The following is a 24,972-nucleotide window of genomic DNA, read 5'->3' as shown; positions in this document are numbered from 1 at the left end:
CGCCGGTTATTCATGCCGGGCAGCCAGCCGTCTCTGTTATGAAACTTCCACCCTTGCTGCTCGCTGTTCCACATCCGCACCCCGGCGATAACCGGCACCCGGATGCGGCAACGCCAGCCGCGGCCCCTGGCCAAATAACTTTTCACGCAGCGTACCGGGCTGATACTGCTGCTTGTAGACGCCACGCTTTTGCAGTTCCGGCACCAGCAGTTCCACCACGTCAGTAAAGGTTTCGTGCGTTACGGCGTAGGCGAGGTTAAAACCATCGACGTCTGTCTCTTCGACCCAGCTTTGCAGCTCATCGGCCACCGTTTCAGCGCTGCCCACCAGCAGCGGACCAAATCCGCCAATGCCCACCCAGTCTGCCAGGCCCTGTACCGTCCATTGGCGGTTGGGATCGGCAGTGGAGAATGTCTCAACCGCCGATTGAATCGCATTGGTGTGCAGATGTTTCAGTACCTGATCCGGCTGATACTGCCCGAAATCAATGCCGGTCCAGCCTGAGATCAGCGCCAGCGCGCCTTCGTAACTGACATAGCGTTTGTACTCCTGCCATTTGGCCTGCGCCGCCAGGTCGGTTTCACCCACAATGACTGTCTGCAGGTTGAAGATCAGTATGGAGCGGGGATCGCGTCCCGCTTCAGCGGCTCTCCGGCGAATATCCGTCACGGTTTTCTTCAGCAGAACTTTCGAAGGTGCCGCCACGAACACGCATTCGGCATGCTCCGCCGCAAACGCTTTACCGCGGCTGGAGGCGCCCGCCTGATATAGTACCGGCGTGCGCTGCGGCGAAGGTTCACACAGATGGATGCCGGGCACCTGGAAGAATTTACCCTGATGATTTATCGGATGGATTTTATTCGGGTCGCTGAAAATATGACGTTCACGATCGCGCAGGACCGCGCCATCTTCCCAGCTTCCCTCCAGCAGCTTATAGATAACCTGCAGATATTCATCGGCATAGTCGTAGCGCGCATCGTGATCGGTCTGGGCCTGATGTCCAATATTACGCGCACCGCTTTCCAGATAGGAGGTTACAATATTCCAGCCAATGCGGCCTTTGGTCAGATGATCCAGCGTCGAGATCCGCCGCGCAAACGGGTAGGGGTGTTCAAACGACAGTGAGGCGGTCAGGCCAAAGCCCAGATGTTCCGTCACCAGCGCCATCGGCGTGATTAACGCCAGCGGATCGTTTACCGGCACCTGCGTGGCGTGCCGAATCGCGGCCTGGTTATTGCCATTGAGCACGTCGTAGACCCCAAGCACATCAGCAATAAACAGTCCATCAAACCTGCCGCGCTCCAGCAGGCGTGCTAAGTCGGTCCAGTACTCCAGATCTTTGTACTGCCAGGAACGATCCCGGGGATGCGCCCATAAGCCGGGCGATTGATGACCGACACAGTTCATATCGAAAGCATTCAGGCGAATTTCACGTTGCGATGACATAGCGACTCCTGGGCGGATGCGGCAATCGCTTGCCGCCCACCTTTTAGTGATTGTTCCGGAAGGGTGATTCAGTAGATGAGTGAGCCGGGACATCGCTCGCTGAGGGGCAGCGGCGTAGTGGAGAGTAGCTGCCGTGCTACGGACTCAGCATGTTCTGCAACCTGCGGTAATCCCATGAGTTCGCCAAAGCGACCACGCGCGGCAGGCCCGGCTACATAGAGATGAGGATTGGCATCACCCTGCGCATTCAGCGTCTGTGACAGCGCGTTAACCTGGATGCCCAGCGCCAGCGGGTCGGGCTGAATCACGCCGTCGCCGTGGAGCTGGCGCAGCAGCGCGTTACTTTTAAGCAGTGCGTTGTGCGCTGGCCCGGTGGTGACAATCACTTTTTCCACCACCCGGATTTCTGATTGCGCTCCACGCCGGCGCAGCGTCAGCTGAAGATTGTTTCCCACCGCTTCCGCGCCCATCAGACGCGCCGCCAGCAGTGACAACTGACCGCTCGCCTGCTGCTGGTTGAGTATCTGGCTTACCTGCGGGGCAATCCGGTAGCGGTGAACATCCCACCAGGGGCGTAGATGGTGCAGAAAACGCTGCTGCTCATGCAGTGAAAGGCTCTGCCAGATACGCTGGCCGTTACGGCGGATATCATCCAGCACCAGCTGCCAGGGGAGATTTAACGCGGCTGCCTGTTTTACCTCCTGACGCACCCGATGTAACCAGCCACGTGCGCTGGCGGGCTGTGGCTGACTGTAATCCAGGGTGTAGCTCTCATCGCTGCCGCTCAGGTTGGCTCGCGGCAGCTGTCCACGGCGTGAGAAGGCGGTAATCTCTCCGCGATGCTGCTGGCGATGCAGCGATGCCACCACATCGGACATGGTCAGGCCTGAACCTATAATCGCTACCCGATCGTCAGGTGCGACCTGTGCCAGCGCGCCATTCTGCCAGGGATTGGCAATCAACCCCGGATGCCCCTGTAAGGGCTTCAGCAGCGCAGGCAGGTCCGGCGGTGGATGGCTGATGGCCAGCACCACCTGATCGGCCCGGATCTTCTGCCCTGAGGCTGTGGTCACTACACCATGCTGCAGCGCAACCGCGCTATCACGCAGATGACTAAGTTTTACCGGCGAATGCTGCTGCTGATGCACAAACTGCGCATTGACCCAGCGACCAAACTCACCGCGTTGCGGGTAGACATTGCCGTCACGCCACAACGCGTCCGGGTCGGCCTGAAAGGCGGGCGATGCGCGATAGTCGCGGTCAAATATGCCCTCCTCATCCCCAGCAAGCTGCATTCTGGCGGCTGGCACATTGATGCGGTGGGCCGGATCGGTGGTGCCGTATGCCACACCCTGAGCAAGCTGCGCTCGTGGTTCAATCACCGTCACGTGCAACCCTGCCTGGCCAGCCCGGGCCAGATGGATCGCCAGCGCGGTGCCGGTAAAACCACCGCCGATAATGACTATCTGCTGCTGTGACATAAGCGAACCTTCTCTTCTGTTAACTGGCGCTGGCCTGTTTATCAGGACGACGGTCGCCGCCAATGGTTTCACCAAAAGGACCGGTGTTCACGCTGCGCTGTCTCTTTTCGGCGTTGGCAGCCAGCGGTAACAGCGGCATCACCAGTTCAGCGAAACGGTGCGCCTCTTCAAGGTGCGGATAGCCGGAGAAAATAAAGTTCTCGATCCCCAGCGCCTGATACTCCCGGATGCGATCGGCTACCTGCTGCGGACTCCCCACCAGCGCAGTACCCGCACCGCCGCGTACCAGGCCGACGCCTGCCCAGAGATTGGGACCAATGCGCAGGCTGTCTCGCGAGCCCTGATGCAACGCGCTCATCCGCGCCTGTCCGGCTGAGTCCATGCGGGCAAAGATCTTCTGTGCGGCGGCAATGGTCTCTTCATCCAGATGAGAAATCAGCCGCTCGGCCGCCGCCCAGGCTTCCTCTTCGGTTTCACGGACAATGACATGCAGCCGGATGCCGTAGGAGAGGCTACGGCCACTCTCCTGCGCCCGCTTACGAACTACCGCCAGTTTTTCCGCTACCTGTTCAACCGGCTCACCCCACGTCAGATAAGTGTCGATCTGATTCGCCGCAACGTCGATAGCGGCATCAGACGAGCCACCAAAATAGAGCGGTGGGCCATTTTCCTGCACCGGCGGAAAGAGGATCTCAGCGCCTTCCACGCGGATATGCTCGCCCGAAAAATCGACCTTCTCGCCTTTCAGCAGGCGCGAGTAGACCTCAAGAAACTCTCTGGTCACCTGATAGCGCTCTTCATGACTCAGAAAGATGCCGTCACCTTTGTTCTCCACCGGATCGCCACCCGTGACCACGTTAATCAATAACCGTCCGCCAGAAAGCCGATCCAGCGTAGCCGCCATACGCGCCGCCAGGCTTGGCGGTTGCAGGCCAGGACGCACGGCCACTAAATAGCGCAGCTTTTTGGTGATCGGTGCCAGCGCAGAGGCGACCAGCCAGGAATCCTCGCAGCTCTTACCGGTCGGGATTAATACACCGTAGTAGCCCAGATTATCTGCCGCCAGCGCAACCTGCTGTAAATAGGGTAAATCGACTGCTCTGCCACCTTCGGTGGTGCCAAGATAGCGCCCATCGCCATGGGTGGGCAGAAACCAGAAGAGGTTGAGGTTTTCCTGTGTCGCATGACTCATTAGCAGATTCCTTTATAACGATATTTGAATTTAATACATAGGCATAAATCCTTTAGTTATATAGCTGTTTGCATGATGCATGCCAGTCTGTTTATTAAAATTTATCTCATCAATTCAATAACATATTTCTATTTTCTCTTGCTGCATATTGCTGCGTTTGCGACAGGTAAAGTTACAGCCTGCTGCATTGGCAACAATCCGGTCCGGTTAGCCTCTCGTTTCCGCGTTAGCCACGCGGTATGGTCATGGCTTTCCAGTTAACCCGGTAAATGAGATGCAAATTACCAGCCCTGAGTTGATTGACCCCGCATCGCGCGCCTTTAAAAGCGTGCTGGATCAGCTTGCGCCTACCGAAGCGACGGTGCTGATCATTGGTGAAACCGGCACCGGCAAAGAGGTGATGGCGCGCTATCTGCATCATCACAGCGCCCGCAGCAGACAGCCATTTCTGGCGGTCAACTGCGGTGCCCTCACTGAGAGTCTGGCGGAGTCGGAGCTCTTTGGTCATGAGAAAGGGGCATTTACCGGCGCACAGGATCGGCATCGCGGCTGGTTTGAGGCGGCAGAGGGCGGGACGCTGCTGCTGGATGAAGTCGGTGAACTGAGTGCGTCGCTGCAGGTGAAGCTGCTGCGCGTGCTGCAGGAGCGCGAGATTACCCGTGTGGGTTCCTCCCGGGCTGTAAAGGTCAATGTGCGGGTCATTGCGGCCACCAACCGCGACCTGGCGGTGGCGATTCGTGAACGGCGCTTCCGGGAAGATCTCTACTACCGGCTGAATGTGGCCAGCGTCACGCTGCCGCCGCTGCGCCAGCGATGCGAAGATATCCCGGTGCTGGCCACTCACTTCCTGCAGCTCTATGCGCGCCGTCTGGGCCGACCTCAGTTACGTCTCAGTGAAGATGCTGTCGCCACGCTGATGGACTACAGCTGGCCGGGCAACATTCGCGAGCTGGAGAACACCCTGCATAATGCCGTCCTGCTCAGCAAAACCTCGCTGGTCACGCCGCAGCAGCTGCGGCTGAATACTCTGACGGGTAGCGAGCTGCCACCGGGAGAGGAGGCGCTGGATCAGTTTTTACGGCAACAGATGCAGCAGAGCGAAACACCGCTCTATCCCCGGGTGATCGAGGCGCTGATAAAGAATGCGCTGGAACTCACTCAGGGCAATCAACTGCAGGCCGCCGCGCTGCTTGGCATCAGTCGTCATACACTGCGCACCCAACTGGGCCATCTGGGAGTGATTAAACCGCGCCGCACTTCACTGCGTCAGCGCGACACTTCTCTGAATCAGCAGCCCGAACGGGAGCGGGAACTGCGCATCGGTTATCAGAAATTTGGCAACCTCGGCATCCTGAAAGCGCGCCAGTCACTGGAACAGCAGCTGGCCGATAGAGGCGTCAGCGTGCTGTGGAGTGAGTTTCCTGCGGGTCCGCAGCTTCTGCATGCGCTGAGCCAACAGGAGATCGATTTCGGGACGACTGGTGAAGTTCCCCCCTTGTTTGCGCAGGCCAGCAACAGCCCGATGGTTTATGTGGCCTGGGAACCCGCCGCGCCGCAGAGCGTGGCACTGCTGGTACCGAACAGCAGCCCGGTTCAGCAGATTGGCGATCTCAGAGGAAAACGCATCGCCGTAAATCGTGGTTCCAACGTTCACTATCTGCTGCTGCAGATTCTGGATGAAGCGGGTTTAGGGCTGGATGATGTGCGCATCGTCTATGCACCGCCCAAATATCCGCTGACGCCCAGCGATCTCAACGCAGTGGATGCCTGGATGATGTGGGATCCGCTGCTCAGCGATGCAGAGAACAGCGGACAGTTCAGGGTGATCGCTGATGGCACCGGCCGGGTCAATAATCATCAGTTTTACCTTGCCGAACGCGGGTTCGCCGCGCAGTCGGGCGATCTGCTGCAGGTTCTGCTCACCGCGCTGGAGCAGACTGGCCGCTACATCGATGCACACCGTGCTGAAGCCGCTGCGTTGCTCTCCACCGAACTCGGGATATCAGCGCCTTCACTGATGCATGCCTTAGCGCGGCGCAGCCACCAGACCCAGCGCATGAACTTGGCCATCATCCGGGAACAGCAGACCATCGCTGACCGCTTCTATGCACTGGGGCTATTGAGTCGCGCCATTCGGGTACGTGAGTCGGTCTGGCATCCATAGCGTTTTTTTCGCTAAGCATCGAACATTTGATCGCTAAGCGCTTCAACCCGCGTTTGTTATGTTGCGCTGACAACAACCAGACTCAGGAATGAGAGATGAAAAGAGTTTTGCTTAGCGCATTGATTATTGCCGCCCAGGCGGGATTAGCGTTCAACACCCAGGCAGCAGCAGAGAAACCCGAAACAGTTAACATTGGTTTTCAGAAAGCCAATATCTTCGCCCTGCTGAAATATCGCGGCACGCTGGATCAGGAATTTAAAAAACAGGGGATTGCGGTTCACTGGATTGAGTTCCCGGCCGGGCCGCAGATGCTGGAAGGCCTGAACATCGGCAGTATCGATCTGGCCGCAACCGGCGACGCGCCACCGACTTTTGCTCAGGCCGCACAGGCCGATCTGGTTTATCTGGCACATTCTCCCGCCAACCCCAAAACTGAGGCGATTGTAGTGCCTGCCGACTCCCCCATTAAAAGCGTGGCGGATCTCAAAGGCAAACGCGTGGCGCTGAATAAAGGCTCTGACGTTAACTATCTGCTGGTCACTGCGCTGGAACAGGCGGGGCTGAGCTATAAAGACATTACACCGGTCTATCTGCCACCCGCCGATGCGCGTGCCGCTTTCCAGCGCGGTGCGGTGGATGCCTGGGTAATCTGGGATCCTTACTACGCAGAAGTTGAAACCAACGCCCACGCGCGGCTGATTAAAAATGCCGAAGGCCTGGTGCCACACTACACCTTCTATCTTGCCAGCCGTAAGTTTGCGGAAACCTGGCCGCAAATCGCCAGCCAGGTGGTGGATGAGCTTGGGTCGCTAAGTACCTGGGCCAATCAACATCAGGAAGAGGCGGCAAAAATCATGTCCACCTCAACCGGTCTGCCGCAGCCGATCTGGCAACGGGCGCTGGCAAGGATGCCGTTCGGGGCTGAGCGGATGACACCTGAAGTCTTCACGCAGCAGCAGGCTCTGGCCGATAAGTTTACCCAGATTGGTCTGTTACCAGTGAAGGTCGATATCCGCAGTGCAACCTGGTCGCTGGATAAGAAATAGGGGGAGGCGGGCGGCGGCTGATTAGGGGAACTTTCGCCTGACGGCTGATAACGTCATCGCCTGGAGTTAATCAAGTGCAGGCGGATTAGCGTGACGTGTTATCCGCGCATCAGCCTGGTCAGATAAGGTCCTGTCACCGACGTTCAGCTCATCCTCGCTGAAAACGGTTTAAAGTCCTGATGGTGCTGTAAGAAAGATGCCCTTTACATTAGTAAAGGGCATCGATTAACCTGTATTAAGAACATATTTCCTGAGGCTCCGAAAAAAATCATCTATTTCAGTCTGTATTTCAGACAGATAGCTTCGTTACTTCGCTATTTTTTCTTGTATACATCAGCGGTACCTTTAATTTTGTTATTCGTATTGGCTGAGGTCAGCACGAACACATCGCCGCCTTTTTTATCGGCCATTTCTGATAGCTCCGCTTTTGCATCTGAAGGGCTGGTCTCACCTGATGTTGAGATATCGCCTATCTTTTCATACTGATCCTTCACTTTCATAAAATCATTCTTTGACATCATTTCGGCAGCAAATGAGCCAAACGATAAAGAGCAAATAACCACACCAAAAATTAATTTTTTCATATGCGTATCCTCGGAATGTTATAAAAGACGATTAGAATTCGTAACTACATTTAAAACATAGCATATTCAATGCAAACAGCTATTTCAAAAGCTTATTTACGATCCTGTTTTGTGATAACCGATCAGTAATTTAATTAACCACCCATCGTGTTTTCAGGGTAATTTCAAATCAGGGCTTATTACAAAGTCAGGCCGCTCATAACTGTTCTGATTAACTTCTTCTGAAAGGGGGAAAACGGTTAATCGATGGAAAGTTAAGGATATATTTATCATCATCAGTGATCCAGGTAGAGGTAATGCACCCAGCTGGTCATTCTCAGCAAAATTTTACGCATGACCGAAACATGCGTGAAGTGGTCAGAATAGACCGCAACCTGAGCAAATATGCCGTCTGGCAATGCATCAACGTCCTGATTTGGGTTTAATTCAATTATGGCTAATACGCCATCAGAACCTGAAGCAAGGCTCAGTGACTGCACCGTTCCCTGTGCCTGATAAGCTCCGCCTGGAACCACTGGCAAAACTCTGAGCAGTTTTCCTGAGAATACCTGTCCCGGAAGGGCATTAAAAACGACCTCTGCTTCATCTCCCGCCGTGAGGCGAAGCAGGGAATTTTGTCTGAACTGAGCAATGATCTGACGTTTTTGTACAGGAATGAATATCATGACCGGGCGCAGCGGCAGGGCGGCTGCGTAGCTTCCGGGACGGATTAAGACCTGAGTGACATAACCATCACTGGGTGCGCGAACAACCGTCTGATCCAGGTTATACCGGGCTTCTGCTAATTGCGCGCGCAGACTGGCTATCTGGGATTGTTCTCCTCCTGATACACTGGTCAACTGGCTTCTGAGCTGCTCCTGTTCCGCCAGAGAACCTTTTACCAGGGCATCCTGCGCCAGAAATGCCTGCCTGGCATTATCAATGTCACGTTCGGAGAATGGATTGACTTTCGCCTTACTGCCTTTGAGATAGCGTTGATAGTCCAGAAATAATCTATCCCGCTCAGCAGATACATGGGTTGTGTAGGCAACGGCTTCGCTTAATTGTCCTTTCATCGCTTCAATATTGTTAATAGCGGTGCTCAGGTCGGCTTGTAATCTTTCGACGCGGACCTTATAACGTGTCTGATCCAGGGTGAAGAGCATTTCTCCCTTTCTAATAAGCACTTCTTTTTTATCAGTAACTTCATTTACGACGCCGGTCACTTGTGGAGTAACAGGAATCGCGACAACCGCTTTTTGTGCCAGTGACGTATAGGGATGGTTATAATTCATTAGCAGAATTAGCGCACTGACCAGAAAAACGCCACCGAGGGCCGCTGTTGGCACTGTCCATTTATTGACGGGTATGCGAAATATTTTAAAAACAGCCCAGGCTATCGCAACGTAGCTTAAAATAATGAGCAGATCCATATCATCGCTCCGGTCGCAGCGGTTTCGAATCAGCCTGTAAACGCTCCAGTTCTGCTACGCGCTGCTGCAGTTCCAGTAATGAAGTGTATTGACTCTGCATCCCCCAGCCGCGCTCAGGACGATAAAGAGTGGCCCAGATCCACAGGAAAGGCCATATGACATGCAGTGTAAACAAACTTACCCAACCTGCGACGTGAATGGCATCGGCATGAGGATGATTACGGGACTTTGCGATTAAATAGGGAATATCATGAAGAACGATAATTCCATAAAAAATAATTATGAAAACGAAGATCAGCATACCCAAAGCAAAATAGTTAAGGAACATAGGTGCCTCTGCTAAATTGGAATGCGAAGTAAAAATAGATCGGCTGCAAGAATATTTCAATTCGTAAAAGAGTTAACCTGACACACCTCGTTGACAGACGCAATACCATAAAGTCATGCAGCGCCCAGGGATTTGAGGCACTTCAGCAATGACGTAGTTGGGCAACACTGTTCATTGGTGATGATTTTAGTGGATTTATTACACTTTAAACGCAGGGTAATTCCACTTTATTTTGAGCCGCTAACCTCCATGATGTTGGTAACTGATTGATTTAATTTTATTAAAATAACATGACACATTGATCACAGATTTGTATTTTTTAAGCTTTATTTAAAAAAATATCTTTATACTTATTAACCCTCCTGTTCCGAAGTTATTACAGACTATCCGATCCATTATTTACTGGAAAATAATGGATCTCCGTTTGATAGTAGATTTTATGATCCTGACTTATCGAAATTTAACGCTTAATGATGAGATTAACTATCATGGCCTCAGGAAAGACGAGCGAATACATAGCCCTGAGATCGAATCCTTCTTCAACAGAACGCCCTGAAAAGTTCAGGTTACTCTGTTCTTACACGAGTCCATACTTTGTCGGATAATCCGGATAGTGCTCATGTAAACCCCAACAAAAGATGGTCTTCTGTCTGGATCATTCCCTTTGTCACGCTGCTCATCGGTGCCTTTTTATTGTATTACCATAAAAGCCAGCAGGGACCTCTGGTGATTCTGATGACCGAAAACGCACAGGGGATTAAGGCAGGTAAAACCGTAATAAAAAACCGCAACATTGATGTGGGTGTCGTTGAAAGTACCGAGCTTACTGACGATCTTAAGCACGTCGAGATCAAGGTTCGCATGCACACTGGTATGCAAAAACTATTGAACGGCAATAGCGCATTTTGGGTGGTCAGGCCTGAAATTGGATTCGAGGGGATAACGGGCTTAAGTACCTTGTTCTCAGGCGCCTATATAGCTTTACAGCCAGGTTCTCCGGGGCCAGCGCCGGAACGCTATCGGCTGTCAGATGCGCCTCCCCAGGCCTCACCGAATGCAAAGGGGATCAGAATCACGCTTAATAGTCGTGAAGCGGGGCAACTCATGCCGGGCTACCCGGTACTGTTTCGCGGCCTGCGTGTCGGGTCAGTCGAGAACAGCCGGTTTGATATGGAAAAAAGGATGATGCGTTATCAGGTTTTTATCGCTTCGCCCTTTGATCAGCTTGTCACCTCAAACGTTCGTTTCTGGAAGAATAGTGGGATTGCTGTGGATTTATCCTCATCCGGGATGCGCGTGGAGATGGGGTCCATCACCACATTATTAAGTGGCGGGGTCAGTTTTGACCTGCCTGAAGGCGTGGTCCTGGGCCAGCCGGTTAAGGGCGTAGCAACTTATACTCTTTATGACGATCTGCGAAGCATCGCGAATTCTCGTTATACCGAACACCTCGACTTCGTATTGTTCTTTTCCGATTCTGTTCGCGGACTTCAGGCAGGTGCGCCTGTCGAGTTTCGTGGAATACGCCTGGGGACGGTTGCTCAGGTTCCTTTTAACTCGCCAGAGATAACCCAGAATTTTCGCAGCCATTATGAGGTTCCCGTACTGATTCACATTGAACCCCAGAGATTCATGAGCGGTATGAGGGAAGACTTTGACCTGGGGAAAAAGCTACAGCTGGGTAAAAAACAGGGGTTAAGAGGCTCGCTGAAAACAGGCAGTCTGCTTTCCGGTTCGCTGTTTATCGACTTAGACTATTATGCAAATGTTGAGCCTGACAAAGGACCGGATATCGTCGCGGGTTACAAAGTCATCCCCACAACGCCTGGCGGTTTAAACCAGATACAGCAAAAGATTGTGGCTATAGTGGATAAGATGAACAGCCTTCCGCTTCGGCCACTGATTTCAGTTGCGACCGGTACGCTAAAACAAAGTCAGCGCACCATGACAGAAATACAAAAATCGCTCAGGCATATTGATGGATTTATCAGCAGCCCTGCAATGAAAACACTGTCTGAGGATATGCAGCAAAGCCTGCAACAGCTCAGCCGCAGCATAAAAGGTATTCAGCCTGGATCGCCCGTATATCAAAAATTGACGGGGGATATGCAGCGCCTGGACCTTGTGCTCAGAGAATTGCAGCCACTTCTCAAGACATTAGATAAGAAAAGCAACGCGCTGATTATTCAGGATGCTGCAACTGACGATCCTGTTCCTGTCGGCGCGAAAAAGAGAAATGAAAAATAATCCCATCTTCCGGCATTTCAAATAGCTCATTCAGCTTTTGCAGTTCATCAAACATAGCCATTTGTATCTATTGAAAGAGACTGGTTATCAGGTCTTGAGGCTGCTACTATAAAGACCTGTTAAGCAGTCCTGGAGGCTCTATGCCAAACATTATTTTAAGCGATACCAGTGCCAGCGTAAGCGAACTGAAGAAAAACCCGATGGCCACGGTTAGTGCAGGTGACGGTTATCCTGTCGCCATTCTTAACCGCAACCAGCCTGCATTCTATTGCGTCCCGGCTGAGCTTTATGAACAGATGCTTGATGCCCTTGACGATCAGGAACTGGTTAAGCTGGTCAGTGAACGCAGCGGCCAGCGTCTGCTTGATGTCGATTTGGATGCGCTTTTGTGAGTTATACCGTCAAATTCAGGGAAGAGGCATTTAAAGAATGGCAGAAGCTGGACAAATCTCTTCAGCAGCAGTTTGCCAAAAAACTGAAGAAATGTTGTGACAATCCCCATATTCCTTCTGCCAGACTACGTGGGATTAAAGACTGCTATAAAATCAAACTCAGAGCGTCCGGGTTTCGCCTGGTTTATCAGGTAATAGACGATCAGCTGGTGATTGCCGTTGTTGCTGTGGGTAAACGCGAGCGCAGCGATGTTTATCATCTTGCCAGTGAGAGGATGCGGTAGGGAGGGAGGGCTGTGTCCGATGAGTATTGACGTAATTCAAGCGATATTGAAAATCAGACATCTTATTTAACATAATTAGTATTATGCGCACTTCTGCAGATGGCCAATTTGGTAGTGTCACTTTATAGCAGAAACGGCAAGCTATCAGCGTCAGATGGGAAGGGATGAAGACGGTCAGGTGAAAGGGTATAGCCGGTGCATCAGCACCGGGTTTATCCTGCCCCGAAGGGGCTACCGTCCTGGCAGTTCGCGCGATGCAAAAAGGCAGCTCAAGCTTCCTCTGGTTCGCTTATCTCAATACTGGTTATGTGCAGTCCGGCATGTGACATCATGCTGACCAGCTTATCAATTGAAAAGCAGTTGATCCGACCTCCTGCCAGCTCGGACACTCTGGGCTGTGAAACGCCCAGCGCAGCAGCAGCAGTGGCCTGATTCAGGCGATTACGTTTAATCCAGCTATTCAGGCGGCCTACTAACTCGGCGCGGAGTTTCATATTTTCCGCCTGCTCTGGCGTTTCGCTAAGAGCGTCCCACACATTATCAAAAGTCTGAATATTCATTTTTTACGCTCCTCAACCAATCGGCGATAACGATTTCGGGCAAGTTCTACGTCACTCTGGCTGGTCTTTTGTGTCTTTTTCTGGAAACAGTGCAGCACATACACGGCTTCTTCAAATTTGGCGACATACATGATCCGGAAAATGCCGTCATTACCCCGAATTCGGATTTCACGTGCTCCCTGACCTACCGTAGCAAAATGCTTCCAGTCGTCCGGCTCCAGTCCCTGCTGGATCAGGTCAAGCTGATACCCTGATGCGGTCCGGGCCTCTTCCGGGAAAGCCCGTAGTTCCTCAAGACTGCTGTCAATAAAACTGATTTTCTTACGCATCATCACCTCATTATACGAAATTTCGTATATTGTGCAATTTCTGCATTACTCATGCACCCCATACAAACCCATAACCACTGCTTCCCTACCATGTAGTTTCCTGCTGTTTTGTCCATGGCCTACATTGCCCTGATAAAATCCAGCATCGCCTTGATCCGGCGCTGGCTTTTGAGACGTTCTTCAAAATCGTTGAGATAGTAAGCCGGTGTATAGCGCACCCGGTTAAACTCCAGCGTCAGCGTATTACCGGTGACAACCTCGGCTGCAATGCCCAGCAGGGAAAGCTGTATAAACGCCATATCCACCGTGACAGGATCAATATCAAATCAACTGACGGACATCTGAACTGATGGATTAAATCCGACTTCAATCAGGCAATCTGCATAAGGTAGCATCGGTTATGTGGGTGTAATTAAGCAGGCGGAAGTAACGCACACCGATACGGGCATAAATGTCCGTTATCCCGCCGCAGTACATTTCTGCAAACATGAACGTTTCACAGTCCCCGTTCTCATTGCATGCCTGTTTCAGCGGATAGAGTCTCCCCAGCGCATCAGTAAGCGATGAAAGAGATGGGCAAGCCCGTCTCAGAGTGCATGATGGTGGCTGCGCATGGCTGGGATGTGGGTGGAGCAAAACGTGCAGGCATGAAAACTGCATTTGTTACCCGTAGCAAAGGGCAGGCACTGTATCCGCTGGCACCTGCACCCGATCTGATCGTCAGCGATATTGGCGAGCTGACTGGAAAGATAAAACCGCTTTGCTGACCCGCCGTTTACCGCAAATACTTTAATGCCGCGAGAGTTACTCGCTGCCCGAAAAGGCTAAGAAAAAGCATAGTTGATGCGAAAACACTAACAATATTCTTAAATCAGGGCTTAACCACAATGCACAGCAGCCCGATAACGATAATCACTACGCCCGCCAGGCTGTGCCAGCTGAACGCCTCATGGAATACTGGCAGACAGACAGCCACCAGCCACACCAGCACATAACTGAGGCTGAGCAGCGGATAGACCCGGTTCAGCGGAAAATAGCGCAGCGCCCGAATCCAGCAGAGCATGGAGACACCATAAGCGCCCAGCCCGGCCAATAGCAGCAAGGCGGGCAACAGGGCAACAGCAGGCAGCGACGTTATGCTGCTGACATCGGGCAGTCGCGGCATCGCCCAGCGCATCATCAGCTGTGCCGCTGAGACCAGCAGCACGCTGCATGCGACCCATCCATACCCTTTCATAGCTGGCTCGCCATCAGCGCCACACCCGTCACCACCAGTAGCGTGCCGGCGATCTGGCGCAGCGTCAGGCACTCGCGCCATAGGATGCGTCCTGCCAGCGCAACGAAAATGAAGTTAAGGCTCAGCATCGGATAGGCCTGGCTGACAGGCACCCGCTGCAGCACCAGCAGCCAGAGAAGCATCGCGACACCCAGCAACAGCACGCTCACCCCAATCCAGCTTAAGCGGACCCGGCGCGATGCCGCGTGGGTCGCCTGTTTCTGGCACAGTTGCGCGCTGCAACTGAGCAGACTGACCAGTACAATCAGCAGCAGCATCACTTCATCTGACTGTAATAGAGGCAGACCAGCCTGCCCTGGCGATAGACGGCGTCCGGCACCGGAACATCCTCGCCGATATCACTGTGTACTGAATCAACCAGCAACAGCAGTGATACGCTTCCCGTACGGCGATGATCGGCAAGCCAGCCGCCGAAGTCTGCCTGAGAGACAAAGCGGGATTGCGCATCCGGGTAGCTCAGCCCATATTCCAGCTCGCCTTTGGTGTCATAGAAGCCGATATCGCTACGTTGCAGATGCCAGGCTGCGGCAGATGCCACGCCGGGATTGTCCGCCAGGATAAAGTGACTTGAGGCCAGACGCTGGCTGATCGTCGAGACAAAACGCTGCGGCTGTTTGGCGTCGCGGATTTTATCCGGGATTGCCGTACCAATAAACAGGGCGACGCCCAGCGGGCAAAGCGCGGCCGCCAGCCAGCGGCGCTGTGCAGAGCGGCAGCTATATGCGCCCACCAGCCCCCAGATGAGAAATGCCAGTGCCCCCAGCGCAAGCTTCAGCATCTCGTGCGTGGCGAACAGCGGATGATGCGTCACACTCCAGGGAGCGAGCACCAGCACGACCGTTGCCAGGGTAATGATGCCGAAAATCAGGTTGAGCCCGCCATTGACTGTTAATGCGCGCCCTGCCCGCTGTGCGGCGTTCAGGCCATAGTGCGCCATCAGCAGCGACAGCGGCACAAAACAGGGCAGGATATAGGTTGGCAGCTTGCCTTTTGCCAGGCTGAAAAACAGCAGCGGCATCACCGTCCAGCTCAGCAGATAGAGCGCACCGGGATGCTGCTGACGCTCGCGCCAGCCGGTCATCAATGCGCCCGGTAACAGCGCCAGCCACGGCAGCGTTCCCAGCAGCAGAACCGGCAGGTAATACCAGAAAGGCGCTTTGTGCTGGGCATTGTCCTCAGCAAAGCGCTGAATATGCTCAACCCAGAAGAAGTAGTGCCAGAAATCCGGTGCCTGATGATAGATCGCCAGCGCCCAGGGTGCGCTGATCGCCGCGGCTGAGAGCAGCGCCAGCGGACCGAAGCAGAGCAGTTCGCGCAGTCGCTGCCGCCAGATCGCCCACGGCAGAATCGCCAGCACAGGCACTGCCAGCGCCAGAAAGCCTTTGGTCATAAACCCCATGCCGCAGGCGAGACCCAGCAGCAGATAGCCGCCCGCCCGCCCGGCGCGTCCGCTGGCCTCCGTCGCCAGCCAGAAGCTGCACATCGCGGCAGCCAGCCAGAGCATCAGCATCGGATCGAGCACCGCATAGGTGCCAACGCCATAGACCAGCAGCGAACTGAGGAAAATAATCGTGCCGACGGCAGCCGTGCGTGCCGAACCAAACAACCGCCTGCCGAGCCAGTAGATCAGCACGGCGGTCATCGCCGTAGAGAATATCGATCCCGCCCGCACGCCAAAGTTGTTGTGGCCAAACAGCCACTGACCCAGCGAGTTGACCCAGTAACCCGCAATCGGTTTTTCAAAATAGCGCAGACCGAAGAAGTGTGGCGTCACCCAGTTACCGGTTGCCAGCATCTCCCGGCTGATCTCCGCATAACGAGTCTCATCCGGCTGCCAGAGATCGCGGAACATCGGCGGAAGCAGGTAATAGAGAATAAAAAAGCTGAAAAAAAGTAGCCACTTCGTGTTGTTACGTATTCGCACTAGTTCGCCTCTTCAGTCAGTTTCTGGCAGCCCAGCCACCCTTCCCGTCCGGGGATTTCGCCTCTGACTACTTTGCCCACTGGCAAGGTGCTCAGATCGTCGGGCAGCAGCTCGCTTAACGGACAGAACTGAATGCCGTGACGGGCCGCAGAAGCCAGCAGCTGGTCAAAGTCCGGGTAGCCGATAATCCCTTCGACTTCGGCATGCACGGTGTAGACCGCCCCATCATCAGAAGAGAGCATTTTCGCCAGAATGTAGTCGTTATAGCCTTCTGCGCTGACCTCGCGGCCAACCACTTCATCCCATGTGGGCAACGTCACCGGAATCTGTACGGTACCGATCTGTCCATCCGGCAGCATGGGCCGGAACGGGCCGCTGCCGCGACAGTCGCTGTTGTAGTGAAAGCCAAAGTCCTGTTTGGCGGCGATCACCCGGCCATCGGCTCGCCAGCCCGCGGCGGCCGAACAGCTGACAGGATGACCGAGTATCTCACTCAGCGTTTCGGTGCCGCGTGCTATCTGCTCAACCAGCTTATCCTGCGGCCAGACGCCGGCCCAGGTCTGCCAGGCAAAGTGATCCCAGGCGTGCAGACCGACTTCGTGCTGACGAGTGGCGTCCTGCATGATGTGCCGCAATCTCCGTCCCATCTGCTTTCCCGGCCAGGCCGTTCCGGCGAGCAGGATGTCCCAGCCATAGAGCGACACGGCACGGGAGCGCAGCATCTTCATAAGAAACGCCGGTTTCACCAGCCGCCAGAGATGGCGGCCCATGTTGTCTGGTCCCACGCTGAAGAAAAAGCTGCCCCGCACCGCATGACGCCGGAACAGCTCAAGCAGCGCCGGCACGCCCTGCTTCGTGCCGCGCCAGGTATCTACGTCAATCCGCAGACCGATCTTCTTCATCACTTATCAGCCTGTGGCTCAACGGTGCGCAGGAAGAAGTCGAGCGTGTTGTCGATAGTGACATCCATCGTCACGGTCGGTGTCCAGCCGAGCAGGCGACGCGCATTGCGGATAGCCGGTTTACGGTGTTCCACATCCTGATAGCCTTTGCCGTAGTAGCTGCTGCTTTCTACTTCGCGGAAACCGGCAAACGGCGGGAACTGACTGCGCAGCGGATGACGTTCAAAGCTGGCCAGCAGCTGCTCGGCCAGCTCTTTGATACTGGCTTCGTTGTCCGGATTACCGATATTGATGATCTGACCATCACAATTCAGCTGTTTGTTTTCGATAATGCGGAATAGCGCCTCAACGCCATCCTGAATATCGGTAAAGCAGCGCTTCTGTTTGCCGCCGTCGATCAGCTTAATGGGCGAACCTTCTACCAGGTTAAGGATGAGCTGAGTGATCGCGCGGGAACTGCCGATGCGCGCTGCATTAAGGTTATCCAGACGCGGTCCCATCCAGTTGAACGGACGGAACAGGGTAAAACGCAGCCCCTCTTTTTCGCCGTAGGCCCAGATAACGCGGTCCAGCAGCTGTTTGGATACCGAGTAGATCCAGCGCTGTTTGTTGATCGGCCCGACGACCAGATTAGAGCAATCCTCATCGAAGCTGGCATCGGTACACATGCCGTAAACTTCTGAAGTGGATGGGAAAATGATGCGCTTCTGATACTTCACACAGTCGCGAATAATTTTCAGGTTCTCTTCGAAATCGAGTTCAAACACGCGCAGTGGATTGCGGGTGTACTCAATTGGCGTTGCGATGGCTACCAGCGGCAGGATGACGTCGCATTTTTTGATGTGATACTCAATCCATTCGGAATGGATAGCGATATCCCCTTCGACGAAATGGAAGCGCGGATGATCCAGGAAGCGGCTGATCGCGTCTGAACTGATATCCAGGCCATAGACCTCGAAATGCTCATCCTGTAACAAACGCTCAGTGAGATGATTACCGATAAAGCCGTTAACGCCAAGGATCAGCACGCGGGTACGACGTTGCAGCGCTGACTGCGGTTTTGAATAGAGCAGTGCGCCAGGGACGATGCCCAGACTCTGCGCCAGCTGGCTGCCATTCATGTAAACGCCATGCTCGGACTGGCCGGTCTGGATTTCCAGCGCGCCTTCGCCACAGGCGATCAGGAATGGCTGCTTAGAAAGTACCGTCCCTGGCTTTGCCTGATGCTGCTGCGGATGAACCCGGCTCTTCCAGACGATAAATTTAACCGAACCGGCAAAGGCGAATGCGCCAGGCCAGGGATCGGTAACCGCTCTGACCAGATTGTGAATCGTCTGAGCAGGCTGATTCCAGTCAATGCGGCCATCCTCGGCCGTGCGGCGGTCAACCCGGGTCGCCTGACTTTCATCCTGTGGCCATTCACTCACCTCACCCTCGCGCAGACGAGGTAAAACGTCGCCGAGCAACTGCACTGCAGCCTGGGTCAGTTTACGATGCAGCGTCAGCGCATTGTCCTGATCCTCAATAGCGACCTTCTGCTGCGCCAGAATATTACCGGCATCCGCGCGCTTCACCATGCGATGTAGCGTAACGCCCGTTTCAGTTTCGCCGTTGACCAGCGCCCAGTTCAGCGGTGCCCGGCCGCGATATTTTGGCAGCAGCGAGCCGTGCAGGTTAAAAGCACCCTTTTGAGCGCATTGCAGGATCTCATCACTCAGCAGATGGCGATAGTAGAAGGAGAAGATCATCTCTGGTGCCATGGTACGGATGCGGTCAAGCCAGATCGGGTGATTCGCCTCGTCAGGTGCATAGACCGGAATGCCATGCTCTGCCGCCAGACGGGCTACTGAGCCGAAAAAGTGGTTTTCGGTCGCCACATCGTTGTGAGTAAAAATGGCGGTGATCTCATAGCCTGCACTCAGCAGCGCATTGATGCCGACACAGCCCATGTCGTGATAGGCGAAAACAACGGTCTTCATGATTGAATATCCTGTACTGAAGGCTCTTCTGGAGCGTGAACAATGCGTTGAACGAAATAGCGCGGACGCGCCCGAACGTCGTTGTAAATGCGCCCGATGTACTCCCCGAGCAGTCCCATACCCACAAACTGGGCGCCGATAAACATGAACAGCACGGCGAACAACACGAAGACGCCGTCACCCGCCCAGGCCGCACCAAAAAAGAGTCGCAACACGATCAACACCAAAGAGAAGGCGAAGCCGGAGAGCGCTATCAGGCTGCCGACCACGCTGAGCAATCGCAGCGGCGTGGTGGTCAGACAGGTCACCAGGTCATACATGAGGTTAATCAGGCGCATAAAGCTGTATTTCGAATCGCCAAAAGCGCGCTCGGCATGGATCACCGGCAGCTCAATGGTGTGTCGGGCAAAGGTGTTGGCCAGGATCGGAATAAAAGTGCTGCGTTCGTGACAGTTGAGCATCGCCTCGACGATGTGGCGACGATAGGCGCGCAGCATGCAGCCGTAATCGCCCATCGCCTTACCGGTGACCCGCTGAATCAGCCGGTTGAGCGTGCGCGAGGCCTTCCGACGGAACCAGCTGTCCTGGCGCTGCTGACGGACGGTACCCACCACGTCATAACCCTGACGTGCGGCGTCAACCAGCCGCGGGATCTCTTCCGGCGGGTTCTGCAGATCGGCATCCAGCGTAATAATCAGATCGCCACGAACCTGGCTGAATCCGGCCATGATGGCGGAATGCTGACCGTAGTTGCGGTTGAGCAGCACGCCGGTTATCCGGCTGCCGGGAACGGTGGCGGCCTGTTCAATCAGTTCGGCAGAACGATCGCTGCTGCCGTCATCCACCAGCAGAATTTCATACTCAATCTTAATTGAGTCACAGGCGGCGCAGGTGCGCTGAAGCAGCTCCGGCAGACTCTCCTGCTCGTTATAGACCGGGATGACCACGGAGAGCATGTTGATCGGTTTGATATCGCGCATCTCAGGCTCCGGCAATGTCATGTAAAGCCTGAATCACACGTTCGACATCCTGATCCGTCATTGACGGAAACAGTGGAATCGAACACATCTGCTGGCTGTTAAGTTCACTGGCGGGAAGACGTAAATCGGGATAGTGCTCGCGATAATATTTATGGGTATGCGCCGCACGGAAATGCAATCCGCTGCCGATATCCCGCGTCTTCAGTGCCTGCATTAAGGCATCGCGCGACAGACCGCAGCGCTGTTCATCAATGCGAATAATAAACAGGTGCCACGCATGCTGATGTGGCCAGGCGGGCAGTGACAGCGGCGTGAACGGCAGCGTGCGCAGCGCTTCAAGATAGCGTTCGGCAATCTCACGGCGGCGGGCAATAAAGTCCGGCAGTTTCTGTAACTGCACCAGCGCAATCGCCGCGCTGATATCGGGCAGATTGTATTTAAAGCCCGGCATCATGACTTCCGCCTGCGGCAGACGTCCCTGGGTCTGACGATCAAACGCATCTACTGCCAGGCCATGAAACTTCAGGCTGCGTATACGATCGGCGAGAGTGGCGTCATCGGTCACCACCAGGCCCCCTTCCGCGCAGGTGATATTCTTGATGGCGTGGAAAGAGAAAATCGCCGTACCGCGCTGCCCGACCGGCTTTTCGTGATAAGTGGTGCCCACCGCGTGAGCCGCATCTTCAATGATGGCAATCCCACGCTGCTCAGCCAGTTGATAGATTGGCGCGAGATCGGCAGGTGCACCAGCGTAATGCACCGGAATAATGGCGCGGGTGCGGGGCGTAATCGCCTGCGCTATCCGGTCCGGCGTGACCATCAGGTTGTCGGGATCCACATCAATCATCACCGGCGTGGCACCCAGAAGCGTGATCAGGTTCAGGGTAGAGACCCAGGTCATGGACGGCGTGATCACCTCATCGCCAGGCCCGATCCCCATCGCCATCAGCGTGACATGCATTCCGGCAGTGGCAGAGCTTACTGCAATGGCGTGCTGGTTGCCGGTCATCTGAACAAAGGCCTGCTCCAGTTCGGCGCATTTTGCCCCGGTCGTTATCCAGCCAGAGTCAAATACCGCTTTAACAGCAGCCAGCTCTTCATCACCGAATGAAGGCCGGGAAAATGGCAAAAAATCCATGCTAAAACTCCTGCAGATCAAACCCATAAGCTGTCGCGCGTTGTTAATCAGGCACAACGCCGGAAAATAATTGAAATAGCGAATGACTCACAGTCGGCCAGGGTGTTATCGACACCACGCTTTCCCGTTATGGAATTAAGGTTACCGGACTGCTAATACAAACTACCGTATGAAAGTTAACTGAACATTAAATGAAGAGTGTGAATTGAAATAAAATCAAGGGAGAGCAAGTTAAGGACTTCAGAAAAAGTTCACTATTAAATGGCTAATAATAGCCCTGACCTCAACTCTTTTTGATTTATTGATATTTTGTTTAAAACCAGCAGACTCTGTCAGTCACCAGAGCAGGATTCAGCTCATCCGAATGAAGTCACTTCTGGAAAGAAAAATTAACACGCTGAAATTGCTGGGCTAAATTCAGCCTGCTACTCACAGTATCACATCGAAAAAAATAGCGCTCCGCTCATCTCAGGATGAATCACAGATTAATAAAGCCGTCTTAATGTATTCTTAATATTTTTCGTTATTAATGTTCTGCCCTTGCAATAATCATTACACTTTGGTGATTCTCAGGTGACAGTCAGTTAATATCTGTCAGATTATCTGTGCCTGTAAGGTAAAAACAGTGCTAAAAAAAGTGAATAGGATCGCGGTTTCAGGCGTTAACGTTGGGTCTGCCTAAAAAAGAGAAAATAGTGATGATGCGTGCCGCCTGTTTATGCACTCTGTTAGCCCTGCTCAGCCCGGTGCTTTACGCCGCGCCGGTAACCTATGCCATTACCCCCGATAAAACGTCGATAGGCCTTTCATGGCGCGCCTTTGGTCACCAATTTTCGCAGGCCAGACTGCAGGGTGTGAGCGGCACGGTGACACTCAACCCTGATGAAGACCGTGACGATCGTATTGAAGTGACTATTCCGGTAGGGACGCTGGTGGCCTCGAACAGCCTGTTAACCTGGCAACTGAAAAGTAACCTGTTTTTTGATGCAGAGCGTTACCCAAATATTCACTTTGTCAGCAGTCGCGTGGCCTCACTGGGTGGCGGCAATTACCGTATTTTTGGTGTGCTGACGGTTAAAAATGTCAGCCGGCCAGTCGTGATGCTGGCCTCGCTGGACAGCGGAAAGACAATTGATCCGGCTTCAGGTTCGCTGGCGCTGCATGCCTCCACCGCCATCTCTCGCTCAGCCTTCGGGATGGATCGGCTGGTCGGGGTGGTTGATGATCGCGTCAACATTGCGCTGGCCATTGCCGCGCAGGGCAGAAAGCCGCTGTAGCGGTAACCGCTGAAGGGTCCGATTAACTGAGTGCTGTCTGCAATGTTTCCGCTGTGGCAGCCAGTTGAGCCGGTGGGTTGCGGCCAATCAGCACATATTGATAGCCGTCACGCTTCCACCAGGCCAGCTGCATGCCATGGCGCTTTTCATGGGCGATCGGATTCGCGCTGTCCGGCTCAGGCGAGATACAGAGCGCCATCGGGCCATAATCAGCATGCAGCCAGGCGATCTGCGCTATTGACGTTCTTTCATAGCGCAGGATCCGCACCATTTTCAGTTCAGCCCCTGGCAGGCTGAGTTGCTGTTGATGCAGCTGCAATCCTAAATCGAGTCGGGTACGGTCCAGCCCCCTTTGCAGCATGGCGGCGTCATCAGGTGTGTCGGCCAGCGTTTCAGCACTGTAGAGCGACATATAACGCGCCTCCAGATCGCGGATATTTTGGCTTTCATCTTTCTCTTCATCTTCCGGTCTTGCCAGGAAACCGATGCCGCTGCCCACCAGCAAAAAGCTGACAGACGCAGCAATCAGAGCCCGACGGCTGTAGCCTTTGGCTGGCATTGACTCTGGTGCCGTGATGGCTGCCAGTTGCTGTGCCATTCTGGCCTGCGGTGCCTGTTCCAGCAGCGGCGCAAAAGCCTGTTCAAAATCGAGATTACTGTGCTGTAAATGCTCAACCCGTGCCGCCAGTTCGGGATCCCCTGCCATCGACTGCTCAAACTGCACGGCTTCCTGTGGCGTCATCTCACCATCCAGCCAGGCAACGATTGCCTCATCGCGCCACGGTGGCGTAAAAGTTTCCCTGTTCATCTCCGTTTCTCCTGCGGTGCGGGCGAGGTCGCCGGCTGTCTGGCCAGCGTGGCACGTGCGGCGGCCAGACGGCTCATAATAGTGCCAATGGGAACCGAGAGCGTCTCTGCCGCCTCCTGATAGGTCAGACCTTCGACATACACCAGAAACAGTGCATTACGCTGCGCCTCGGGTAAGGCGTTAACCTGTAGCATAATGCGCTGAAAATGGCGGTGGTCGTCGCTGGTGGTGTGGTTATCTGCGGCCAGCAGCGCATCGGGATCCACGAATCCCTGTCCCTGCCGGACCTTTCGCGCCCGTAAATCACTGGCCCAGATGGAGTGAAGGATCGAAAAAAGCCATCGATCAATGCGTGTGCCCGGTGTGAACTGCGCGCTGCGTTCCAGCGCGCGTACGCAGGTTGACTGCACCAGCTCTTCTGCCATGTCACGGTTGTGTGACAGCACATAGCCGTAACGCCAGAGCCGCGGCAGATGTTCCGCAAGGTGCTGACGGATGTCACTGTGAGTGATTTTTCGCTCCTCCCTGCCGCATCAGACCTCGGGGTGGCCATTGATTGCGGCCTGCAGATCGCGGTACTCCTCGCAGTCTGTGCCACAAATCCCGGCAATGGTTTTTAACTGTTCACGCGCCAGATCCGGACGCCCTTTGATCATCCAGGCTTCGCCCAGATATTCACGCACTTTAGCGTAACGGGGATCAAGTGCAATGGCGCGCTGATAATAGCCAATGCCCTCGTCCGTGCGGCCCAGTTTACGGGTGGCGTAACCACGATAGTTCCAGGCTTCGCGGGTATCCTGATTTTTCAGCGTATCCAGCACGTTCAGCGCCGCCTGATATTCGCCCTTTTTCGCCAGATGCCAGGCATAGCGGGTTTTATCGTCGTCACTCAGCTTGCTGGTCTTCTCAGGCACACAACTTTTAGTGTGACTGTCATAGACCTGACCTTTGGGGCAGTCAGGCGTCTTTTTATCACTGTCATTGTCGCCCATCGCCATACTCAGCGGAGAGTGCAGCATCAGCAGCAGTGCCGGAACGGCAAGCAGAGAAAAACCAGAACGCGTTGTCATAATTTATCCTTATCGGGTCTGTGAGACAGGCGATAAAGCCCGCCGGATGCAGTCCGCTAGCGCGGCGCTGTACGGTAAACAGCTCAGCGCCGGTTTCTATTCGATAAAAATAAAATTATTTTTTGCCCGGGT

25 protein-coding genes and 1 pseudogene are annotated in these 24,972 nt (G+C 54.2%); 7 read left to right on the top strand and 19 right to left on the bottom strand.

Annotated features, from left to right (window positions below; genetic code table 11):
• Window positions 1-36 precede the first annotated feature (36 nt).
• From HFD94_RS17665 to ssuD, 3 genes are all read right to left on the bottom strand, one after another.
• Entirely contained in the window at window positions 37-1,446 is a 1,410-nt protein-coding gene (locus tag HFD94_RS17665; protein ID WP_022624274.1) for an LLM class flavin-dependent oxidoreductase, read from the bottom strand.
• A gap of 68 nt (window positions 1,447-1,514) precedes the next feature.
• The gene (locus HFD94_RS17660; protein ID WP_167433335.1) at window positions 1,515-2,927 is read right to left on the bottom strand and encodes an FAD/NAD(P)-binding protein; all 1,413 of its coding nucleotides are present in this window, start codon (window positions 2,925-2,927) and stop codon (window positions 1,515-1,517) included.
• Window positions 2,928-2,946: 19 nt separating this feature from the next.
• Window positions 2,947-4,119 carry an FMNH2-dependent alkanesulfonate monooxygenase gene (gene ssuD, locus HFD94_RS17655; protein WP_122889889.1) on the bottom strand — a complete coding sequence of 391 codons (1,173 nt, stop codon included), beginning with the start codon at window positions 4,117-4,119 and terminating at the stop codon, window positions 2,947-2,949.
• Window positions 4,120-4,393: 274 nt separating this feature from the next.
• On the opposite strand from ssuD, the gene HFD94_RS17650 reads away from it, so the two are divergent.
• On the top strand, window positions 4,394-6,283 hold the full coding sequence (locus tag HFD94_RS17650) for a sigma-54-dependent Fis family transcriptional regulator (RefSeq protein WP_122889888.1): 1,890 nt from the start codon (window positions 4,394-4,396) through the stop codon (window positions 6,281-6,283).
• Between the two features lie 95 nt (window positions 6,284-6,378).
• Entirely contained in the window at window positions 6,379-7,329 is a 951-nt protein-coding gene (locus HFD94_RS17645; RefSeq protein ID WP_033786327.1) for a sulfonate ABC transporter substrate-binding protein, read from the top strand.
• A gap of 314 nt (window positions 7,330-7,643) precedes the next feature.
• On the opposite strand, the gene yahO is transcribed toward HFD94_RS17645, so the two are convergent.
• The 3 genes from yahO to HFD94_RS17630 all read right to left on the bottom strand — a co-directional run bounded on the left by yahO (window position 7,644) and on the right by HFD94_RS17630 (window position 9,653).
• Window positions 7,644-7,913: a DUF1471 family periplasmic protein YahO gene (gene yahO, locus HFD94_RS17640; RefSeq protein WP_010257103.1), complete on the bottom strand. Its 270-nt coding sequence runs from the start codon at window positions 7,911-7,913 to the stop codon at window positions 7,644-7,646.
• Between the two features lie 275 nt (window positions 7,914-8,188).
• Entirely contained in the window at window positions 8,189-9,325 is a 1,137-nt protein-coding gene (locus tag HFD94_RS17635) for an HlyD family secretion protein (RefSeq protein WP_022624279.1), read from the bottom strand.
• A 1-nt stretch (window position 9,326) separates the two neighbouring features.
• A complete protein-coding gene (locus tag HFD94_RS17630; RefSeq protein WP_010257107.1) occupies window positions 9,327-9,653 on the bottom strand; it encodes a DUF3302 domain-containing protein in 327 nt (108 codons plus the stop codon).
• A 594-nt stretch (window positions 9,654-10,247) separates the two neighbouring features.
• On the opposite strand from HFD94_RS17630, the gene pqiB reads away from it, so the two are divergent.
• The 3 genes from pqiB to HFD94_RS17615 all read left to right on the top strand — a co-directional run bounded on the left by pqiB (window position 10,248) and on the right by HFD94_RS17615 (window position 12,576).
• Window positions 10,248-11,900 carry an intermembrane transport protein PqiB gene (pqiB, locus tag HFD94_RS17625; protein WP_167433334.1) on the top strand — a complete coding sequence of 551 codons (1,653 nt, stop codon included), beginning with the start codon at window positions 10,248-10,250 and terminating at the stop codon, window positions 11,898-11,900.
• A gap of 140 nt (window positions 11,901-12,040) precedes the next feature.
• Window positions 12,041-12,292 carry a type II toxin-antitoxin system Phd/YefM family antitoxin gene (locus HFD94_RS17620; protein WP_022624281.1) on the top strand — a complete coding sequence of 84 codons (252 nt, stop codon included), beginning with the start codon at window positions 12,041-12,043 and terminating at the stop codon, window positions 12,290-12,292.
• Window positions 12,289-12,576, top strand: a complete 288-nt coding sequence (locus HFD94_RS17615; RefSeq protein ID WP_010257115.1) for a type II toxin-antitoxin system RelE/ParE family toxin — start codon at window positions 12,289-12,291, stop codon at window positions 12,574-12,576. The genes HFD94_RS17620 and HFD94_RS17615 overlap by 4 nt, the downstream gene beginning before the upstream one ends.
• A 269-nt stretch (window positions 12,577-12,845) precedes the next feature.
• On the opposite strand, the gene HFD94_RS17610 is transcribed toward HFD94_RS17615, so the two are convergent.
• From HFD94_RS17610 to HFD94_RS17600, 3 genes and pseudogenes are all read right to left on the bottom strand, one after another.
• A complete protein-coding gene (locus tag HFD94_RS17610; protein WP_167433333.1) occupies window positions 12,846-13,136 on the bottom strand; it encodes a helix-turn-helix domain-containing protein in 291 nt (96 codons plus the stop codon).
• Complete coding sequence (locus tag HFD94_RS17605; protein ID WP_062759687.1) at window positions 13,133-13,465, bottom strand: type II toxin-antitoxin system RelE/ParE family toxin; 333 nt, start codon at window positions 13,463-13,465, stop codon at window positions 13,133-13,135. Before HFD94_RS17605 ends, HFD94_RS17610 begins: the two co-directional genes overlap by 4 nt.
• A 119-nt stretch (window positions 13,466-13,584) precedes the next feature.
• A pseudogene (locus HFD94_RS17600) lies at window positions 13,585-13,860 on the bottom strand (SAM-dependent DNA methyltransferase); the annotation flags it as partial.
• A gap of 177 nt (window positions 13,861-14,037) precedes the next feature.
• On the opposite strand from HFD94_RS17600, the gene HFD94_RS17595 reads away from it, so the two are divergent.
• Window positions 14,038-14,232 carry a hypothetical protein gene (locus tag HFD94_RS17595; RefSeq protein WP_243234790.1) on the top strand — a complete coding sequence of 65 codons (195 nt, stop codon included), beginning with the start codon at window positions 14,038-14,040 and terminating at the stop codon, window positions 14,230-14,232.
• Window positions 14,233-14,336: 104 nt separating this feature from the next.
• Here HFD94_RS17595 and arnF read toward each other — a convergent pair whose 3' ends face one another.
• From arnF to arnB, 7 genes are read right to left on the bottom strand one after another with little or no spacing between them, the layout of a single operon-like run.
• The gene (gene arnF / locus HFD94_RS17590; RefSeq protein ID WP_010257128.1) at window positions 14,337-14,702 is read right to left on the bottom strand and encodes a 4-amino-4-deoxy-L-arabinose-phosphoundecaprenol flippase subunit ArnF; all 366 of its coding nucleotides are present in this window, start codon (window positions 14,700-14,702) and stop codon (window positions 14,337-14,339) included.
• Window positions 14,699-15,019, bottom strand: coding sequence for a 4-amino-4-deoxy-L-arabinose-phosphoundecaprenol flippase subunit ArnE (gene arnE, locus HFD94_RS17585; RefSeq protein WP_167433332.1), 321 nt, complete (start codon window positions 15,017-15,019; stop codon window positions 14,699-14,701). The genes arnF and arnE overlap by 4 nt, the downstream gene beginning before the upstream one ends.
• Window positions 15,019-16,686, bottom strand: a complete 1,668-nt coding sequence (arnT, locus tag HFD94_RS17580; RefSeq protein ID WP_081000424.1) for a lipid IV(A) 4-amino-4-deoxy-L-arabinosyltransferase — start codon at window positions 16,684-16,686, stop codon at window positions 15,019-15,021. Before arnT ends, arnE begins: the two co-directional genes overlap by 1 nt.
• A complete protein-coding gene (arnD, locus tag HFD94_RS17575) occupies window positions 16,686-17,588 on the bottom strand; it encodes a 4-deoxy-4-formamido-L-arabinose-phosphoundecaprenol deformylase (RefSeq protein ID WP_167433331.1) in 903 nt (300 codons plus the stop codon). Before arnD ends, arnT begins: the two co-directional genes overlap by 1 nt.
• A complete protein-coding gene (gene arnA / locus HFD94_RS17570) occupies window positions 17,588-19,567 on the bottom strand; it encodes a bifunctional UDP-4-amino-4-deoxy-L-arabinose formyltransferase/UDP-glucuronic acid oxidase ArnA (protein WP_061902466.1) in 1,980 nt (659 codons plus the stop codon). The genes arnD and arnA overlap by 1 nt, the downstream gene beginning before the upstream one ends.
• A complete protein-coding gene (gene arnC / locus HFD94_RS17565; protein ID WP_010257142.1) occupies window positions 19,564-20,547 on the bottom strand; it encodes an undecaprenyl-phosphate 4-deoxy-4-formamido-L-arabinose transferase in 984 nt (327 codons plus the stop codon). Before arnC ends, arnA begins: the two co-directional genes overlap by 4 nt.
• A 1-nt stretch (window position 20,548) precedes the next feature.
• Window positions 20,549-21,685, bottom strand: a complete 1,137-nt coding sequence (gene arnB, locus HFD94_RS17560) for a UDP-4-amino-4-deoxy-L-arabinose aminotransferase (RefSeq protein WP_167433330.1) — start codon at window positions 21,683-21,685, stop codon at window positions 20,549-20,551.
• A gap of 698 nt (window positions 21,686-22,383) precedes the next feature.
• Between arnB and HFD94_RS17555 the strand changes: the two genes are divergently transcribed.
• Window positions 22,384-22,962 (top strand): YceI family protein, encoded by a 579-nt coding sequence (locus tag HFD94_RS17555; protein WP_033786444.1) that lies wholly within the window; start codon window positions 22,384-22,386, stop codon window positions 22,960-22,962.
• Window positions 22,963-22,984: 22 nt separating this feature from the next.
• On the opposite strand, the gene HFD94_RS17550 is transcribed toward HFD94_RS17555, so the two are convergent.
• From HFD94_RS17550 to HFD94_RS17540, 3 genes are all read right to left on the bottom strand, one after another.
• Window positions 22,985-23,770: an anti-sigma factor gene (locus HFD94_RS17550; RefSeq protein ID WP_167433329.1), complete on the bottom strand. Its 786-nt coding sequence runs from the start codon at window positions 23,768-23,770 to the stop codon at window positions 22,985-22,987.
• Complete coding sequence (locus tag HFD94_RS17545; protein ID WP_061902469.1) at window positions 23,767-24,216, bottom strand: sigma-70 family RNA polymerase sigma factor; 450 nt, start codon at window positions 24,214-24,216, stop codon at window positions 23,767-23,769. Before HFD94_RS17545 ends, HFD94_RS17550 begins: the two co-directional genes overlap by 4 nt.
• A gap of 87 nt (window positions 24,217-24,303) precedes the next feature.
• A complete protein-coding gene (locus tag HFD94_RS17540) occupies window positions 24,304-24,840 on the bottom strand; it encodes a tetratricopeptide repeat protein (protein ID WP_045139868.1) in 537 nt (178 codons plus the stop codon).
• Window positions 24,841-24,972: the final 132 nt, after the last annotated feature.

Source organism: Pantoea sp. EKM20T (assembly GCF_011800485.1).
Lineage (GTDB): Bacteria > Pseudomonadota > Gammaproteobacteria > Enterobacterales > Enterobacteriaceae > Pantoea > Pantoea agglomerans.
Note: the sequence above shows the minus strand (reverse complement) of the source record. Positions and strands in the feature narration are given on the sequence as shown.